The organism is Arachnia rubra (assembly GCF_019973735.1).
Taxonomy (GTDB): domain Bacteria; phylum Actinomycetota; class Actinomycetes; order Propionibacteriales; family Propionibacteriaceae; genus Arachnia; species Arachnia rubra.
Window position 1 is genome coordinate 822234 of the sequence record NZ_AP024463.1, and the last position, 16168, is coordinate 838401.

Sequence of the window (16168 nt, forward strand, 5' to 3'; positions counted from 1 at the left end):
TACCCCAGCTTTTCTTAGTACCCCAGCTTTTCCTTGCGCACGGGAAGCCAAGCGATGGCGTCGCGCACGGCATCGGTCTCGGTCAGCTCCGCCTGCCAGCCGAGGACATCCCTGGCCTTGGTGGAGACCGTGTAGACACCCGCGACATCGCCGGGCCGGGGATCACCGAACTGGACCTTCAGGGGGTCTCCGGTGATCTTCTCGAAAGACGCGGCCAGCTCCTTGACCGTCACCCCATTGCCGGTTCCGATGTTGAACACCTGATAGGGCTGGTTCGCGGTCGCCTCGTCGAAGTGCTCCAGCGCGGCGACGTGCGCCTGGGCGAGGTCCCAGACGTGGATGAAGTCGCGGATGCCAGAGCCGTCGCGGGTCGGCCAGTCCACACCCGTCACGGTAAAGGTCTCCTTGTTGGACCAGGCCTCGAGAAGCTTGGCCAGCACGTGGGACGGCTTCTCCAGCTGCTGGCCGCTGCGCAGCTTGGGATCGGTACCGATGGGGTTGAAGTAGCGCAGGGACGCGACCCGCACGTCGCTGGCCTTGGTGAAGTCTTCAAGGATCAGCTCCACCATGAACTTGGTCCGCGCGTAGGGGGAGCCGGGTTGCAGCGGCGAGTCCTCGGTGACGATGAAGTTCTCGTCGGGCGCATAGATGGAGGCCGAGGAGCTGAACAGGAACCGCTCGATGCCGTTGCGCTGGAGAGCCGCCAGGAGGGTGATGGTCTTGGAGACGTTGTTCTCGTAGTAGGCGAGGGGCTCGGCGACGGACTCTGGGACGATGATCTTCGCGGCGCAGTGCACTACGGCGTCGACCTGCTGCTCGCTGAACAGACGGTCCAGGAGCTCGTCATCGGCGATGTCTCCCTCGTAGAGGGGCCGGTCTCCGACGAACTCACGGCGGCCCGTGGAGAAATTATCGAGGATCACGACGCTGTGGCCCGCGTCCTCGCAGGCTGAGGCGACGGTGCTTCCGATGTAGCCGGCCCCGCCGGTGATCAATACCTTCATTGCTGCTCCTCCATATCAGTATGAGGCTTATTCACGGACGGTCGACGACGTCGCGGAACCCCTTGTCAGCGGCGGGTTGCCATGAGCTATGAATAAGCTTTCAGTAGGTTCTCCACCCTATCGGTATCAGATGCGCTGGGCATGGGATGCCCGCAACGGGTGACCGTGTTCAGGATGGTTGCTTTGCCGGCGAGTGGTGGGTCGGTCCTGCTGCCACGACTGGCGATGTTGATCATCGCAAACCATCTCCTTTAAGGTGAACTCCCTTGTAAGAGCGGATTTAAGAGTGTTGAGTGCCCCTGGTGTGGTTGAGGTTCGAGGGGGCGAAAGATCATATCACTATGGCAGGGGTTGGTTGAGTAAACATATTACTTTCGTTACTGTTTCCTGGAGAGGGTGAGGGTAATATCCATCGCGGGCGCCGGTGCTCGCGGCTCTATTACAAGGAGGAAGTAGAGATGGAACTGGAAATCGCTCATGTTCTCGGAGTATCAGAATATGCTGCACAGCAGATCTACAACATCACAATGAATGTTGGCAGCCTGCTTTCTATTGCGACGGCAATTGCAACAATTGTCTCCATGGGGTGGGCTGGGATTTCGGCAGTGAGGTGGAGTGCCTTCTTTGCTACAGTGAAATCTATCGCTAAACGACGGGGAGCTGTGGCGGCGATTTCCTACTAGTGGTAGATTGCTGTTGGGGGCAAGCTTCTAGAAGCTTGCCCCCAACAGCAAGAATTAGATTCCGATTCTAATGTAGAAATGTGTGCCGGGAATGTAAAACAATATCTTTAGGAATCTATTCATGAGAGGCTTTCGGTTCGGTAAATAGTCTTGTCAGTGCAGATTTGCCTGTGGCCGTGAAAAATTTCTTTAGTGCTGAGCGGAGTGGGCTGTGAAGATAGGCTGGCGATTCAGGGCGGCTTTTCTATTGGCTAAGAATGAGGATCTTGTCTCGTCGCAAATAGCTGCCAGGATATTGCGTTTTGATAATGTTAGATTCTATTTAGTTTTGCTGGTCTTCAGGTGGGGGGTTCAGTTTGCTGTATCCATGCTTGCTCTGCTGGCGGTGGTTCGTGGAGCTGGGGTGATCTCCGGCGTTTTCCTGTCGCTTATCGGGGTTGTGGGCGTGGCGTTCGCGCCAGTCTTTGAAGACTTCGTGAAGACTTTCAGAAAAATGAAGGGTAATTATGTTTCGCGGTTGGCTAAGGATTCTCGCCGTGCCCGGATCATGATTTTGGATGCAGCCTATTGGTTTTGGATGTTCAAGCGCCTCGGCATTATGGTAAGTGCTCTCTCTTTCATGGTGGTTCAAGGAGAGATGCGTGCCGTCGTCATTTCCCTGCTCGTGGTTCTCGTCTCCTATGTTCTTTTCCTGAGTCGTGCGCTTTTCAAGGCCCGAGTGAATGCTGCTTCCGGCATGGTTTCCTATCTGGCCATAGGGGGAATCGTGTTCCTGATCTCAGTATGGCTATGCTCGGGAATCAAAGCCGTGTTGGGTGAAGCTGGTGCCGCCTACGCCTCAGGCGAAGGTGAACTCTTGCTCAAAACGGCTCCAAATGTCTTGTTCTCTGACTTGTCCGACACCTTGAAGACTGCCTATTCCAGTGCAGGACTGATTCCGCTACTCGCCTTGGCATTCCTCTTACTCGTGGGGTTGATGATTATTGTTCGTCGCTCAAGGGTGGGGAATCTGGTGGACTCTGGGTACAGAAGTGAGTACATTGCCGCCTCGGGTGTACGGGGTGATGCTGATGGGTATTGCGGCTTCATTTTCGCTCAACTCAGTCGGCAGTCTCCCCGATTCGGGGCCACCGAGTTGAATTTCTTGATTCCCTTTGAGGTCTGGCTTCTGCTGGGCATCAGCGTCTCGCTGGGGAGAGGAGCCCCGCACCCCGGATCCCTGCTTGTGCTGGCCGTGGTGGAGGTCTACATCATCATGCTGGCCTTGCACAGGGCCGTCGTATCACACTACCCAGATACATTCGAGCTGGGAAGCTTACTGGGAGCGATGCGGCTGTTTCGCCGCCTGCCCCGTCGAAGCAGAGCTCAATACTACCGGGACCTGGAAGCCAGCTTGAAGCACATCACACTTCTTCCCAGCGTGTTGGTGGTTGGAGTCATGCTGGGTTTCCTGGCAGTTCTGGCCTGGGTTCATTGGGGCGTGTGGAGTGCTGTCGTGGTGTTGGCTGCGGGAATTGTACAGGGTGTTGTCTTGTGGCCCTTCCTGGCGCGGATCTGCCTCGGGGCTCCCGTTGATGCATTTGAGGTGGTTCTTCACAACACCTCAATGCTGCGCCGGGATGACTCAATTTCCGATCTGTCCTCACTCGCCGGATACCGGGCGCTTAGGACTCTCCGGATGGTTCCTCTTTTCGTCGTGCAGACGGTCTTGGTTTTCGTGGTGACTCTACTGCCGATTGTGGGTTTGGTACAAGGAGATGGGTGGTGGGGGATTGGGGTAGCCGCTTTGATTTCCCTGGCGGTGGGGTGTGTGCTGGCATCCCGAAAATATGGAGGATGTGAAAATGAGTTTCCTTCGAGGCCGTGAGGTTCATCTGTCGGTAATTCTTATTATTGCTCTCCTTGGTGTTCTTTCTGGCTGGGCAATCGGGTGCAATATTCCGATGCGCCCTGAGAATAATATGCCTGCTTTCTGGGGGCTTTTGCTGAATAATGTCAAGGTTGGTGGAATGGTAATTGTTGCCGGTCTTCTTACCTTGGGTGTTGGTGCTTTATTTTTGGTTGGATTTAATATGATGATTTTGGGTGCCTCGACGGCGGGAGTTTATGCAACTAGTGGAATCGGTCCCATTCTTTCTGGAGTGCTTCCCCATGCCCCATGCGAAATTGTTGCAATGGTAATGTGTGCTTTGGTTGGCTTTGAAGGTTGGCGTGTGATTGCAATTTTCAAGGAGCGTCTTGTGTCAGGGGAATGTGTGAAGTTCAATGTAAAAAGTACTGCGTTCTTGGTTTTAGGTGCGATTGTGATGTATGTGCTTGCTGCTTTGCTGGAGTCCGGAATATCTCACGCTCAGACTGGTTGAAGGGGTGGCTCATGGGTGCTTTGATGATAGAAGGTTTGAGCTTCGGCTATGACGATGCATTGCTCTTTGAAGACCTCGATTTGTCCTTCCCGGAAGGTGGGCTCACCGGAATCGTGGGGAAGAATGGCACTGGGAAGTCGACACTGTGTGACATTGTGGCGGGGATCCATACCGCTGAGGTTCAGGTTTGTGAGTGGCGGGGGCAGTCTCTTCAGCTGGCAGATTTCGCGCAACTCGTGGCGTATGCTTCGCAGGAGCCGGAATTCTTCCCCGCGCTTACCGGGATCGAAAATCTAGAACTCCTGGGACTGCTTCTCGAACAGCCTGATGGATATGTTGCGAGGACCGCGGAACTAGCCGGGCTGCTGGGGATTTCCACGGAAGACCTCAGGCGGAAGCAGAGTGGAAACTATTCTGGTGGGATGCGTGAAAAGCTGTGGCTTGCAGCTCAGCTGGGCACCGACCGCGAGTTCTTGATCCTGGATGAGCCATTCGAAAGCCTGGATTCAGATTCGGTAGACGTGCTTGTAGGCATCCTGAATGAGGACCATAGGTCTGGGATACTGATCAGTCACGTCGTTCCAGCCTCGCTTGAGCTGGTCGATGTCATTGAGCTCGTCGGAGCTGAGGAGTAGGGGCTCACCGCTTCGCATGCTCATGGCAGGCTTAGTTACCAGCCACGCGCCACCCATTCGTCCAGGTGCGGGCGTTCCCTCCCGATCGTTGTCGAGGGGCCATGGCCGGTGTTGACGACGGTGTCGCCGGGAAGGGTGAACAGCCGCTCGCGGATGGAAACGATGATCTGGTTGAAGTCCGAGTACTCCCAGCGGGTGGCTCCCGGGCCGCCCTCGAACAGGGTGTCGCCTGTGAAGACCACGCCGTCGGTGACAAAGCACGTCGCGCCCGGGGTGTGTCCTGGCGTCGTGATTGCCCGTAGCGTGGCGCTTGCGATGGTGAACTCGTCGCCGTCGCTGAGTGGCTGGAACGCCTCGTGTGGGTGGGTCTCCCGCCACAGGAACTCGTCGGCCGGGCTGAGGTAGATGGGCGGGGTGTTCATCAGGGCTGCGAAGGCCGGGGCCGCCGTCACGTGGTCCCAGTGGCCGTGCGTCAGCAACAGCGCCCTCACCTTCCGGTCGCCGACCGCGAGTGCCAGGCGGTCGGGCTGGTGAGCCGGATCGATGACGATCACCTCCCTGCTGTCGCCGACGATCCAGGCGTTGTTCTTGAAGTCCGGCTGTCCGGGGGCCTCGGTGATCAGCTTCTCGATGTTCATGTCCCCAGTCTGCCCCGCACCTGAGTCACAGGGAACGTGCGGCGGTCCCCAGCCTCCGGTCTCGTTGAGCTGGCTCCGTACCTGAGTCCACCCGTGCACGAAACGCCGCGAAGTGCTGGAAGGCGGTGCGCAGCCGCCGCTGGATCGGGGACGCGCGGCGTTTCGCGCACGCTGGCCAGGCTCTCGGGAAGGGGGTGTGGCTAGGGGCTTTCGGCCGTGGCGGAGGATCTTCCACCCTGGGAGCGGTGGCCCTTGTAGTCCGATCGGCGGAGGTTGGCCGGCGTGGATGTCGCTCGTCTAGCGCCAGGCGTCCCGCAAGTATGGTCAGGGCCATGAGCCGAGAAGAAGCGATCAGGATCCTCTCGACGCATCCTGCGGTGGTGGAGGTGCTGGATGCGTCGCCACCCGATTTCCCGGATACCGGCATGGTGGTGCTGCGCCTCGACGATGGGCGGATGCTCGGGATCGACCCCGACCTCACCGAGCCGGCACATGCCGACGAGTCCGAGGGCGACCGGGTGGCCCGGGTACACCGCGCGGTGGACGCCATGCGCTCCCCAGGCGAGGTGGGTGTGGACCTCGACGGCGTGGTCCCGCTGGTGCGCAGCGCCGACTACTTCGCGCCCCGGGGAGAACTGGTGCCGGCGACGGTGGGGTGGCTCACCGACTTCATCGGCTTCGGGCTGGCCGTCGACGAGCCCACCACCCTCCGTGTGGTCCCCGAATCCGACCTGCCGGGCGACAGGACGGCAGAGTACGACATCGACCTCCAGGCCAAGGCCATCGGGAACCTGCGCTCCATGGAGGAGACCATGGCCTTCGCCGAGGTCGGCCTCGGTCCCGACGTGCTGGCCCTGACCGCCCCGCCCGGCAACGAGGCGTCCTGGTTTGCCGATGCCGCCGCGATGGAGGAGCTCCTGACCAGGCTGGGGGAGCGAACCAACACCGCCTGGGCGGTGATTCCGGCCCGCCGCAATGACATCTTCCTCGTCAACGTCGCCACCGACCGCTGGGGCGATCTCCTCGATGAGCTGGAGGAGGCGGTCGAAGCTCACGACAGTGTCCAGCCGCTGCCCCACGTCGTCGCGAACCGGCACTGGCAGCTGAGCCTGCCGCCCAAGACCTCCCAGCTTGGGCAGCGCCTCCACAGGCTGCGGCTACGGGTCGAGGGTCGCGTCTACAACACCCTCAAAGAGGTGGTCCAGCAGGACTCCGAGCATCTCGTCGCCGACTACGAGGACCTGTACACCTCTGATGAGGAGCTCTTCTCGATGTCCTTCGTCCCGGAGAGCGCGCCCAGCGTCAGCATTCCCCGGGTGGACGTGGCCGCCTTCGAGTGTGGCCACCTGATCCTCGACGTCCCCTGCAGCGAGATCACCAGGCAGCTTCCGCACCTCATCCAGCCGCATCCCGGCACCCATCCACAGCGCCTGGTCGTCTCGCATCCCTCGGACGACGACTACGCCACACTGAAATCACTGGCCATTCGCTGAGAGGGCCCGCTCAGGGCAAGTCCGCCCAGGACAGCGGCTTCAGGGCAATGGCGAGGCGAGCCGATCGGGTCCGTCCTGGAGCCTCAGCGCCCATCGCCCGCCGACCGTATGAGGGCGATCGCGAGGGGAGTGAGCAGGGGACGGATGTTGGCTCTGCCGTAGCCGTTCGTCTCATAGGCGTACAGCGCCTCGAAAACGTCGATGATCTGTTCTGTCGGCAGCGCGAACTCGATGTCCAGGCGCGCCGCCAGGACCTCCACGAAGTCGATCAGGGCCGGACGGGTCTCGTTGTGGAGCTCCTTGAGCCGGTTCATCAGCTCCGGGATGCGCAGTGCCCGCAGGCGGATCTCCAGCAGGGTGATCATCATTTCCCGATGAGGCGCAAGGACGCCCAGCAGACGCGTTAGCGTGACGTCAGCGGCTGACTCGACGTCCACCTCGGCCGGCAGCTTCGCGATGGTGTCAGCCAGCCGCGACATGATGTTGTCGCGGTAGTGCTCGATGATGGCCAGGCACAGGTCGTCCTTCGAGGAAAAGTTGGAGTAGAAGGCGCCCCGGGTGAATCCGGCGGCCTCACACAGCTGTTCCACGCTGGTGGCGTCGATGCCGCGGGCGGAGAACTGGGTGATGGCGGCCTCTACCAGGCGGCTCACCGTGGCCTCCCGGCGCGGGGTCAGGGCGGTCATGGCCGTCAGTGTAGCGGTCTGGTGCATGGTTTGACAGGGTGCGAAATCCGGGGTTTCCCGGTCCGATACATCGTTGTATGCTGACCCTGCATTCAAGACTGTATCGAAATGGGGAAGATGTCTGCTCAGCTCTATGCCCTTGGACGCTGGTGCTTCCGGCATGCCAAGCTCGTCCTCGCAGCCTGGCTGGTCGTGGTCCTAGCCATCGGCGGCGCCGCACTCGCCTTCCGGGGCAGTTTTGCGGACGTGTTCAAAATCCCCGGCTCCCCGTCGCAGGTGGCCCTCGACAAGCTGGGCATGACCTTCCCGCAGGGTGCCATGACCCAGGCCACGGCCATCTTCGTCGCCCCCGAGGGCGGCCGGGTGGATGACTTCCGTGACGTCATCGAGGAGACGATCACCGAGCTGCAGGACCTCGACTTCGTGAACTCCGTCACCTCGCCCTGGAATGAGCGGATCACAGGCATGGTCTCCGATGATGGCCGGGCCGCCATCGTCACGATCCTGGTCGACGTCAAGGGCAATCCGACGGATGACCAGCGCGCCCAGCTCACCGCAGTCGCCGACCGGATGGCCCAGCAGCTGCCTCAGGGCGCCACCGTCGACATGGGAGGGCAAGCCTTCAACACCGAGCTGCCGAGGCTCAGCATCGTGGAGATCGCCGGTCTGGGCGTGGCGCTGGTGGTCCTGACGCTGGTGCTGGGGTCCCTGGTGGCGGCCGGACTTCCACTGCTCACCGCCGTCACCGGGGTCGCGATAACGATGGCCATCATGATGCTTATCACCCGGCTGGCCACCATCAACTCGACCACGCCTATGCTGGCCGTGATGCTGGGACTTGCGGTCGGCATCGATTACGCGCTGTTCATCCTCTCCCGGCACCGCAACCAGCTGCGGGACGGGACCCCCGTCGAGGAGTCCACGGCGCGCGCAGTCGGCACCGCGGGATCAGCGGTCGTGTTCGCCGGGCTGACGGTGTTCATCGCCCTGCTCGGCCTCAGCATTTCCGGCATCCCCTTCCTCACGGTGATGGGTGTGTTCGCGGCCCTGGCCATCGTGCTGGCGGTGGTCATCGCCCTGACGATGCTGCCCGCGCTGATGGGCCTGCTGGGAGACCGGCTGCGGCCCCGCCCCCGCACGGCCCGGCGTCCCCGCAAGGGCGGGGTGTTCGCCTGGTGGGGGCGCGTTGCGACCAGCCATCCCATCGTGGTGATAGTGGTCGTGGTGGCTTCCCTCGGTGTTCTGACCGTGCCGGGCCTGGGGTTGAGGACCGCCCTGCCGAACTCCGGGCAGCACACGGCCGGAACCCCGAGCCGCGTCACCTACGACCTGATCTCCCAGCACTTCGGGGTGGGGCGCAACGGGCCACTGGTGCTGACCGCCGATGTCATCTCGAGCAAGGATCCCCTCAAGCTGGTCGCCGACCTCAAGGAGGAGGTGCTGGCGATCGACGGGGTAGCTGCCGTCCCGCTGGCCACGCCCAACCAGAACGCCGAGGTCGCGATGCTCCAGGTGATTCCCACCACCGGCCCCGACGACCCCGCCACCGCCAGTCTCGTGCAGGCCCTCAGAGACCGGCATGACCAGTGGCTGGAACGCTACGGCGTGGAGACGGCCGTCACGGGGACGACCGCGCTCCAGATCGACGTCAACGCCCGCCTCGCTGGGGCGCTACTGCCCTTCGGAGCGCTCGTGGTCGGGTTGTCGCTGGTGCTGTTGGCCGCCGTCTTCCGGTCGGTGTGGGTGCCGGTCAAGGCCACGCTCGGCTTCCTGCTGTCGGTCGGCGGAGCCTTCGGCGCCACCGCGCTGGTGTTCAACGAGGGACACCTCAAGGAGTTCGTGAACCTGGAACGCGGGATGCCCGTGATCTCCTTCCTCCCGATCCTGCTGATGGGCATCCTGTTCGGCCTGGCCATGGACTACGAGGTGTTCCTCGTCTCCCGGATCCGGGAGGAGTACGTCCACGGCAAGAGCCCCGTCGATGCGATCCGTGACGGCATGGTGGCCTCAGGTCCGGTCGTCGTCGCCGCGGCCGTGATCATGTTCGCGGTCTTCGCGTTCTTCGTGCCCGAGGGCATCGGCTCCATCAAGCAGATCGCCTTCGCGCTGGCCGTCGGGGTGGCCATCGACGCCTTCTGCGTGCGGATGACGCTGGTCCCTGCGGTGATGGCCCTCCTGGGGGAGCGGGCCTGGTGGCTGCCGCGCTGGCTGGACAAGGCACTGCCCACCTTCGACGTGGAGGGTGAGGTCCTCACCGAGAAGCTGAAGCTGGACCAGTGGCCCGGCACCGATCATGTGCTCTATGCCGAGGACATCGCCGTCGAGGAGCTGGTGCCTGACACCAGCCTGGCGCTGGAGGCCGGCAACGTGATCGGTATCGCGGGTCCCGTTTCGTCCCGCACCGGCCTGGCCCTGGCGCTCACAGGCAGGCTCGGCGTCACATCGGGACGCGCCCGGGTGGCGGGGGAGCTACTGCCCGGCGCCGCCAGCGCGGTACACCGCCGCACCAGATACTCCGACCTGTCCCAGGACCCTGCGGCCCTGACTTCGCTGCGCCCGGCCGCAGGCAGCGTCGCGTTCGTCGACTCGGTTGAGAGCGTCGATGCCGGCGACGAACGCCTGGCCGCTCTGATCGAGCGGTTCCGCAGCGACGGTAGCGCAGCCCTGGTGCTGTGTGCCAGCAGTGAATCCATCTTCGAATCCCTCCCGCTCGACGGCGTGTTCGTCGTCGACCAGCCTGTCAGGAGCACTCGATGAGACCTGAAAGCATTCATTCCGGACATCGCCTCGGCTGGCCGGGGCTCGCCGTACTCTTCCTGGTGCCGTTGCTTGCCGTCGGCATGCTGCTGGGACTGGTGCGGGACAGAAACAACCAGGGGATCCACGCCGCCGTGGTCAACCACGACAAGGCCGTGACCGTGAACGGCCAGGTCCTGCCGCTGGGACGGCAGCTGGCCTCCGAGATGGTTGCCCGGGAGGGAACCAACATCTCGTGGACCATCGCCGACGAGGAGGACGCCGCGGCAGGGTTGCGTGAGGGCCGCTACTCGGCGGTCGTGACCATCCCGGAGGGCTTCTCCGAGGCCGCGACCTCCTTCAGTAGCAACGACGCAGACATCGCCAAACAGGCGACCGTCGACGTGAGCGTCTCCGAGAACTCGCCCCTCGCCGATGCGGCCCTGGCCCATGAGATCGCGGGCCTGGCCACCGACACCATCAACTCCACCCTGACCAAGGGCTACCTGGAGAACATCTACGTGGGCTTCAACAGGGTGGGCGAGCAGTTCAAGACGGTCGTCGACGGCGCAGGCAAGCTCAATCAGGCCGGCTCCCAGCTCGCCGACGGCGCATCCAGCGCCGCGGAGAACTCCGGGAAACTGGTGGACGGGCTGGGGCAGCTGTCGACGCAGGGACAGAAGCTGGGCAGCGCCGCCAACACGCTGGCCGACGGGTCACAGCGCCTCGCGAACGGAGCGGGAACCCTGGCCAATGGCTCCCGCACCCTGGCCGGCGGCACCCAGACCTTCGCCGAGGGAATTGCCCAGCTGAACGCGCAGGCCCCGAAACTCGTGGACGGGGTGAACAAGCTCACCGATGGGGCAACCCCACTGCTGAAGGGGATTCCCGGGTACACCTCGGGCACAGTCAGCGTCCTGGACGGGGTCAGTGAGCTGCGCGGTGGCCTGGCCCAGCTCGAGAGCAGCCTGAATGCTCAGCTCGATCCCGAGGCCATGAAGGAGGCCCAGGCCGCGCTCGGAGAGCTCGTCCCGATCCTGCGGGAGGCCCAGAGCGCCCTCAAGCAGTACGTCCCTGGGGCGGGTGACATCACCATCGAAGAGGTGCGCTCCAAGCTCGAGGCGTTCGACGCCCAGCTCAACAAGCTCGACTCCACCTTGGCGGGCTACGCCTCCGGCGAGACGCCCCCGCCGTCGGAGCTCAAGGAGTTCTCGCAGCGGCTGGTCGGCAACTGGAAATGCCCGGTGGAGGATCCCCAGACCTGCAAGCTGCTGCGCGAGGCCTACCAACAGGGGGTCGGGGACGCCATGACCCAGGGCTTCCAGCAAGGCGCCAAGGCAGCCCTCGGCGTGCTGCAGCGAACCGACCCGAAGTCGGGCAAGACGTTGCTGGAGACCGCCCGTGGCTTCTCCCGGATGGGCCTTGGCATGACGGAGTCGATCATCAAGCTGCGTACCTCCCTGTCCCGCGTCGTCCCCGCCGGGACCGATCCCCTGACTGCGCTGGAGAAGCTGCCGTCCCAGCTCAGCGAGCAGGCCGGGAAGCTCAGCGGCGGCGTCCAGAAACTCCGCCAGGGGGCTGACACTATCCTCACCAAGGCCGAGCCGCTTCGCACGAATGCCCAGCAGCTCAACTCCGGTTCCACGCAGCTGCTGGGTGGGCTGCAGCAGCTCAAGACCCAGACCGCTGGGTTGCCCGCCGCCACGGCCCGTCTGGCTGAGGGGTCGTCGCGGCTCGTCGCCGGCTCGTCGCAGCTGGCGGACGCCTCCGGCCGGCTGTCCTCGGGTGCGGGGGAGCTGTCCTCGGGAGCCGGGCAGCTGGCGGACGGCACCGGCAGGTATGTGCAGGGTGTCGGTCAGGCAGCCGACGGTGCGGGGCAACTCGCCCAGGGTCTGCTGCGGCTGGGCTCCGGGGCCAGGGAACTCTCCCAGGGCCTCGGAACCTTCCACGACCAGCTCTCCCAGGCCCAGAGCCAGCTTCCCAACTACAGCGACTCCGACCGCGACAAGCTGTCCCAGGTGGTGACCTCGCCGGTGGCCAAGGATTCCAGGGTCTATGAGACGGCGATGGTGCCGCTGGCGGCACTGCTGGCGGTCGCCGCCCTGTGGCTTGGCTCCCTGCTGTCCTGGAGCTTCGCCCGTCCCGTCCCATCCGACCTGGTCGCGTCCTCCCGCTCCAGCATGGCGTTGTGGCTGCGTACCTTCTGGCCGGTGGCCTCACTCGGGGCGGTGCAGGGCCTGCTGTTCGGCTGGGCGGTGGGCATGGCGCTCAGCCTCCCGTTGGGGAACACCATCGGCGCGGCAGCGCTGCTGGCCGTGGTCGGGGTGAGTTTCGCCGCCGGCAACCATGCGCTGACCGGCTGGCTCGGCAACGTGGGACGTGGCATCTCGGTGCTGGCGCTGGTGGCCACCGTCGCCCTCGGCTTGACGTCGGCCGTGCCCGGCTGGGTCGGGAGCATTGCGGGGATCTCACCCTTGCAGAACGGCCTGCTGCTGGTGCGCACCTTCCTGGCCGGCGGCTCCGGCCTGGTGGCGCTCGCCGGGGCAGCCCTGTTGTTCGGGGTGATCGCCCTCAACCTGTCCTACCTGGCCATCGCATCCAGGCGCAGCCTGACCCCGGACCAGTTCCGCAGCCGCATCGTCAAACCGCTCGCCGGCTGAGTCGTTCCCGGGTCCCGCACGGCCCGCCCATCCGGGCAGCCGTGCGGGGCCGCCGGAGGCGCGCATCAAGGCGCGCGCATTTTGCTTACAGAATCGCGCATGAAAGTGCGCAGGTCTTGCGTTTTACCTAGTGAGAGCGGTTGGATTTGTCTGTCCGACTGACTCGGACAAGGGCGAGGCACCCGCTTCGCCCATTCCCCCGCAACACGGGCGCCGCCTCGGCGCCGCCCATGACAAAGCAGTCAGAACTGGAGTAGAGAATGTTCGCCTTCTTCCTCTCGGAAGCAGTCGGTTCGATGCTGTTGATCCTGCTGGGCTGCGGCGTGGTCGCCAATACCGCGCTGGCCAAGTCCAAGGGACACGGAACCGGCTTCCTCTTCGTGAACTGGGGGTGGGGCCTGGCCGTCTTCGTGGGCGTGCTGGTCTCCGCCAAATCCGGTGGTCACCTAAACCCGGCCGTTACCATCGGCCTGGTCATCAACGACATCGCCCAGGGCAAGACCCCCATGGACGCCAGCACGGTGATGGCCTACCTCGGCGGCCAGTTCGTCGGCTCGCTGCTGGGCGCCTTCCTCTGCTGGGTGGCCTACAAGCAGCACTTCGACGAGGAGACCGACCAGGCCGCCCAGCTCGGCGTCTTCGCCACCGGGCCCGCCATCCGCAACCCCCTGTTCAACCTCCTGACCGAGATCATCGCCACCTTCGTGCTGGTCTTCGTGGTCATCGCCGCTGGTCTCTACACCACCAACGCCAAGGGAGATGCCGTCAACCTCGGCTGGCTTGGCGCGCTGGGCGTCGCCCTGCTGATCGTCGTGATCGGCACCGGTCTCGGCGGTCCCACCGGCTATGCCATCAACCCCACCAGGGATTTGTGTCCCCGCATCATGCATGCGATCCTTCCCATCAAGGGCAAGGGCGGCTCCGACTGGGGCTATGCCTGGATCCCGGTTGTGGGTCCCCTCATCGGTGGCGTGCTTGCGGGTCTGCTGGCCACCCCGTTGCTGGCGGCACCGCTGCTTCCCTGACCAACTCAGCCTCGAGTGATCCCGGGCATCTCACGAAGGAGTGACCACATGACAGAAACCAAGTACGTGCTCGCCATCGACCAGGGAACCACCTCGTCGCGTGCGATCATCTTCGATCACGGCGGCCACATCGTCGCGGTCGGGCAGAAAGAACACGAGCAGATCTTCCCCCGCGCCGGCTGGGTGGAGCACGATGCCGTGGAGATCTGGGACAACGTCCGTGAGGTCGTCGCTCAGGCTCTCGCCAAGGCGCAGCTCAACAAGAAGGACCTGTCGGCTGTCGGCATCACCAACCAGCGTGAGACCACCCTGGTCTGGGACAGGAACACCGGCGAGCCGGTCTACAACGCCATCGTCTGGCAGGACACCCGCACTCAGAAGATCGTCGAGGAGCTCGGCGGCGAGGCTGGCGCGGACAAGTACAAGGCCGCCGTTGGCCTGCCCCTGGCCACCTACTTCTCCGGTCCCAAGGTCAAATGGATCCTCGACAACGTCGAGGGCGCCCGGGAACGCGCCGAGGCCGGTGACCTGGTGATGGGCACCATGGACACCTGGGTGCTGTGGAACCTCACGGGCGGGGTCAACGGCGGCGTGCACGTCACCGATGTCACCAACGCGTCCCGCACCATGCTGATGGACCTGAAGACCCTCGACTGGGATCCCGCCATCGCCGCGGATATGACCATCCCGATGTCCATGCTGCCGAAGATCAAGTCATCGGCGGAGGTCTACGGCGTAGGCCGTGAGCAGGGTCTCCTGGCAGGCATCCCGATAGCCGGCATCCTCGGCGACCAGCAGGCCGCCACCTTCGGACAGGCCTGCTTCGAGCGGGGAATGGCGAAGAACACCTACGGCACCGGCTGTTTCATGTTGATGAACACCGGCGAGGAGATCGTCCCCTCCAAGAACGGGCTGCTGACCACGCTGTGCTACAAGATCGGCGACACCAAGCCCGTCTACGCGCTGGAGGGATCCATCGCGGTGACGGGGTCGCTGGTGCAGTGGCTGCGCGACAACCTGCGGATGTTCGACTCGGCACCTGAGGTCGAGGCCCTGGCGGCCACCGTTGAGGACAACGGCGGCGCCTACATCGTGCCGGCATTCTCGGGCCTGTTCGCCCCGTACTGGCGGGCTGACGCCCGCGGTGCGCTGGTGGGCCTGACCCGCTACGTCAACCGCGGGCACATTGCCCGTGCGGTCCTGGAGGCCACCGCCTTCCAGACCCGCGAGGTGCTGGACGCGATGGAGGCTGACTCGGGTGTGAAGCTGACGGAGCTGAAGGTCGATGGCGGCATGACCGCCAACGAGACCCTGATGCAGTTCCAGGCCGACCAGCTCGGGGTGGACGTGGTGCGTCCCGTGGTCGCGGAGACCACGGCGCTCGGGGCCGCCTATGCCGCCGGCATCGCTGTTGGGTACTGGAGCGGGGAGCAGGACGTCATCGACAACTGGGCGGAGGACAAGCGCTGGGCCCCGGAGATGGACCAGGCTGAGCGTGATCGCCTGTACCGCAACTGGAAGAAGGCCGTCACCAAGACCTTCGACTGGGTGGATGACGACGTGACCGAGTGAGTCGAGTACAGTGAGTCAGGTGAACTGACTCGTCAAGGTGGGCCGCCGATCTGATCTGCGGCCCACCTTTCGTCAGTGGGGGGGATCCCGCCCATAGTATGGTGCCGGAACTGGCGGCATCCAGGTGCCATCATGGTGGGTGGTGGAACGGGGACGCGCAGGCGCACACCGGCGACGAGCGATGAGGCCCGCAAAGGATGAAGGCCTGCCAGGCCAGTTGGTCCCTGAATCTGCCGAAGACCAGTGGTAACTTTCCGCCACAGGTTTTGCTAGAAAGTTAGCGTTGTGTTGCCTATTGTCCCGGTGCACAATAGGCAAGGTGTTTCCTTGGCAGATTCCAGCATAGTTTCCCCCAATGCTGACAAAATGCCTTTGACAAGGAGTTTTGCTGTCAGGTGAAAATCTGACGGGGTCTGTCTTTTATTTGGCATATCGGTTCCACGGCAAGACGATGGTTGATATGCTTCCCTCGTGAGAGATGCTGTTTTCCCGGTGAAAAGACAATCCTATGCTTGACGATCGTCCTGAGGTCTGGTGGGCTTTCTGGTATGGCGGGGCGTGTGGCGGATGCCGCCGACCTCGGTTAGCTGCCTGTCCTTGTCGTCGTGATGAACCGTGCGGTGCCGCCGGCTGACGCCGGGCACTGCTGGGATCAATGTTGACGTGGGTGGGT

The 16168-nt window shown here is 63.4% G+C and carries 12 protein-coding genes; 9 read left to right on the plus strand and 3 right to left on the minus strand.

Annotated features, from left to right (window positions below):
* Nucleotides 1–14: 14 nt before the first annotated feature.
* The gene (gene galE / locus SK1NUM_RS03645; RefSeq protein ID WP_212325465.1) at nt 15–1004 is read right to left on the minus strand and encodes a UDP-glucose 4-epimerase GalE; all 990 of its coding nucleotides are present in this window, start codon (nt 1002–1004) and stop codon (nt 15–17) included.
* 458 nt (nt 1005–1462) lie between these two features.
* On the opposite strand from galE, the gene SK1NUM_RS03650 reads away from it, so the two are divergent.
* From SK1NUM_RS03650 to SK1NUM_RS03665, 4 genes are all read left to right on the plus strand, one after another.
* Nucleotides 1463–1687 (plus strand): circular bacteriocin, circularin A/uberolysin family, encoded by a 225-nt coding sequence (locus SK1NUM_RS03650; protein WP_212325467.1) that lies wholly within the window; start codon nt 1463–1465, stop codon nt 1685–1687.
* Nucleotides 1688–1898: 211 nt separating this feature from the next.
* On the plus strand, nt 1899–3554 hold the full coding sequence (locus SK1NUM_RS03655) for a hypothetical protein (protein ID WP_212325469.1): 1656 nt from the start codon (nt 1899–1901) through the stop codon (nt 3552–3554).
* Nucleotides 3532–4050, plus strand: a complete 519-nt coding sequence (locus tag SK1NUM_RS03660; protein WP_212325471.1) for a stage II sporulation protein M — start codon at nt 3532–3534, stop codon at nt 4048–4050. Before SK1NUM_RS03655 ends, SK1NUM_RS03660 begins: the two co-directional genes overlap by 23 nt.
* A gap of 11 nt (nt 4051–4061) precedes the next feature.
* The gene (locus SK1NUM_RS03665; RefSeq protein WP_212325480.1) at nt 4062–4685 is read left to right on the plus strand and encodes an ABC transporter ATP-binding protein; all 624 of its coding nucleotides are present in this window, start codon (nt 4062–4064) and stop codon (nt 4683–4685) included.
* A 35-nt stretch (nt 4686–4720) separates the two neighbouring features.
* On the opposite strand, the gene SK1NUM_RS03670 is transcribed toward SK1NUM_RS03665, so the two are convergent.
* Nucleotides 4721–5323 carry an MBL fold metallo-hydrolase gene (locus SK1NUM_RS03670; protein ID WP_212325482.1) on the minus strand — a complete coding sequence of 201 codons (603 nt, stop codon included), beginning with the start codon at nt 5321–5323 and terminating at the stop codon, nt 4721–4723.
* A gap of 332 nt (nt 5324–5655) precedes the next feature.
* Between SK1NUM_RS03670 and SK1NUM_RS03675 the strand changes: the two genes are divergently transcribed.
* The gene (locus tag SK1NUM_RS03675; protein WP_212325484.1) at nt 5656–6816 is read left to right on the plus strand and encodes a hypothetical protein; all 1161 of its coding nucleotides are present in this window, start codon (nt 5656–5658) and stop codon (nt 6814–6816) included.
* An 83-nt stretch (nt 6817–6899) separates the two neighbouring features.
* On the opposite strand, the gene SK1NUM_RS03680 is transcribed toward SK1NUM_RS03675, so the two are convergent.
* On the minus strand, nt 6900–7502 hold the full coding sequence (locus tag SK1NUM_RS03680; RefSeq protein WP_212325486.1) for a TetR/AcrR family transcriptional regulator: 603 nt from the start codon (nt 7500–7502) through the stop codon (nt 6900–6902).
* Nucleotides 7503–7610: 108 nt separating this feature from the next.
* Here SK1NUM_RS03680 and SK1NUM_RS03685 point away from each other — a divergent pair, with 108 nt between their 5' ends.
* From SK1NUM_RS03685 to glpK, 4 genes are all read left to right on the plus strand, one after another.
* Nucleotides 7611–10259 carry an MMPL family transporter gene (locus SK1NUM_RS03685; protein ID WP_212325495.1) on the plus strand — a complete coding sequence of 883 codons (2649 nt, stop codon included), beginning with the start codon at nt 7611–7613 and terminating at the stop codon, nt 10257–10259.
* Complete coding sequence (locus SK1NUM_RS03690) at nt 10256–12898, plus strand: YhgE/Pip domain-containing protein (RefSeq protein WP_212325497.1); 2643 nt, start codon at nt 10256–10258, stop codon at nt 12896–12898. The genes SK1NUM_RS03685 and SK1NUM_RS03690 overlap by 4 nt, the downstream gene beginning before the upstream one ends.
* Nucleotides 12899–13158: 260 nt before the next feature.
* Complete coding sequence (locus tag SK1NUM_RS03695; RefSeq protein ID WP_212325499.1) at nt 13159–13923, plus strand: MIP/aquaporin family protein; 765 nt, start codon at nt 13159–13161, stop codon at nt 13921–13923.
* A 48-nt stretch (nt 13924–13971) separates the two neighbouring features.
* Nucleotides 13972–15495, plus strand: coding sequence for a glycerol kinase GlpK (glpK, locus tag SK1NUM_RS03700; protein ID WP_212325501.1), 1524 nt, complete (start codon nt 13972–13974; stop codon nt 15493–15495).
* Nucleotides 15496–16168: the final 673 nt, after the last annotated feature.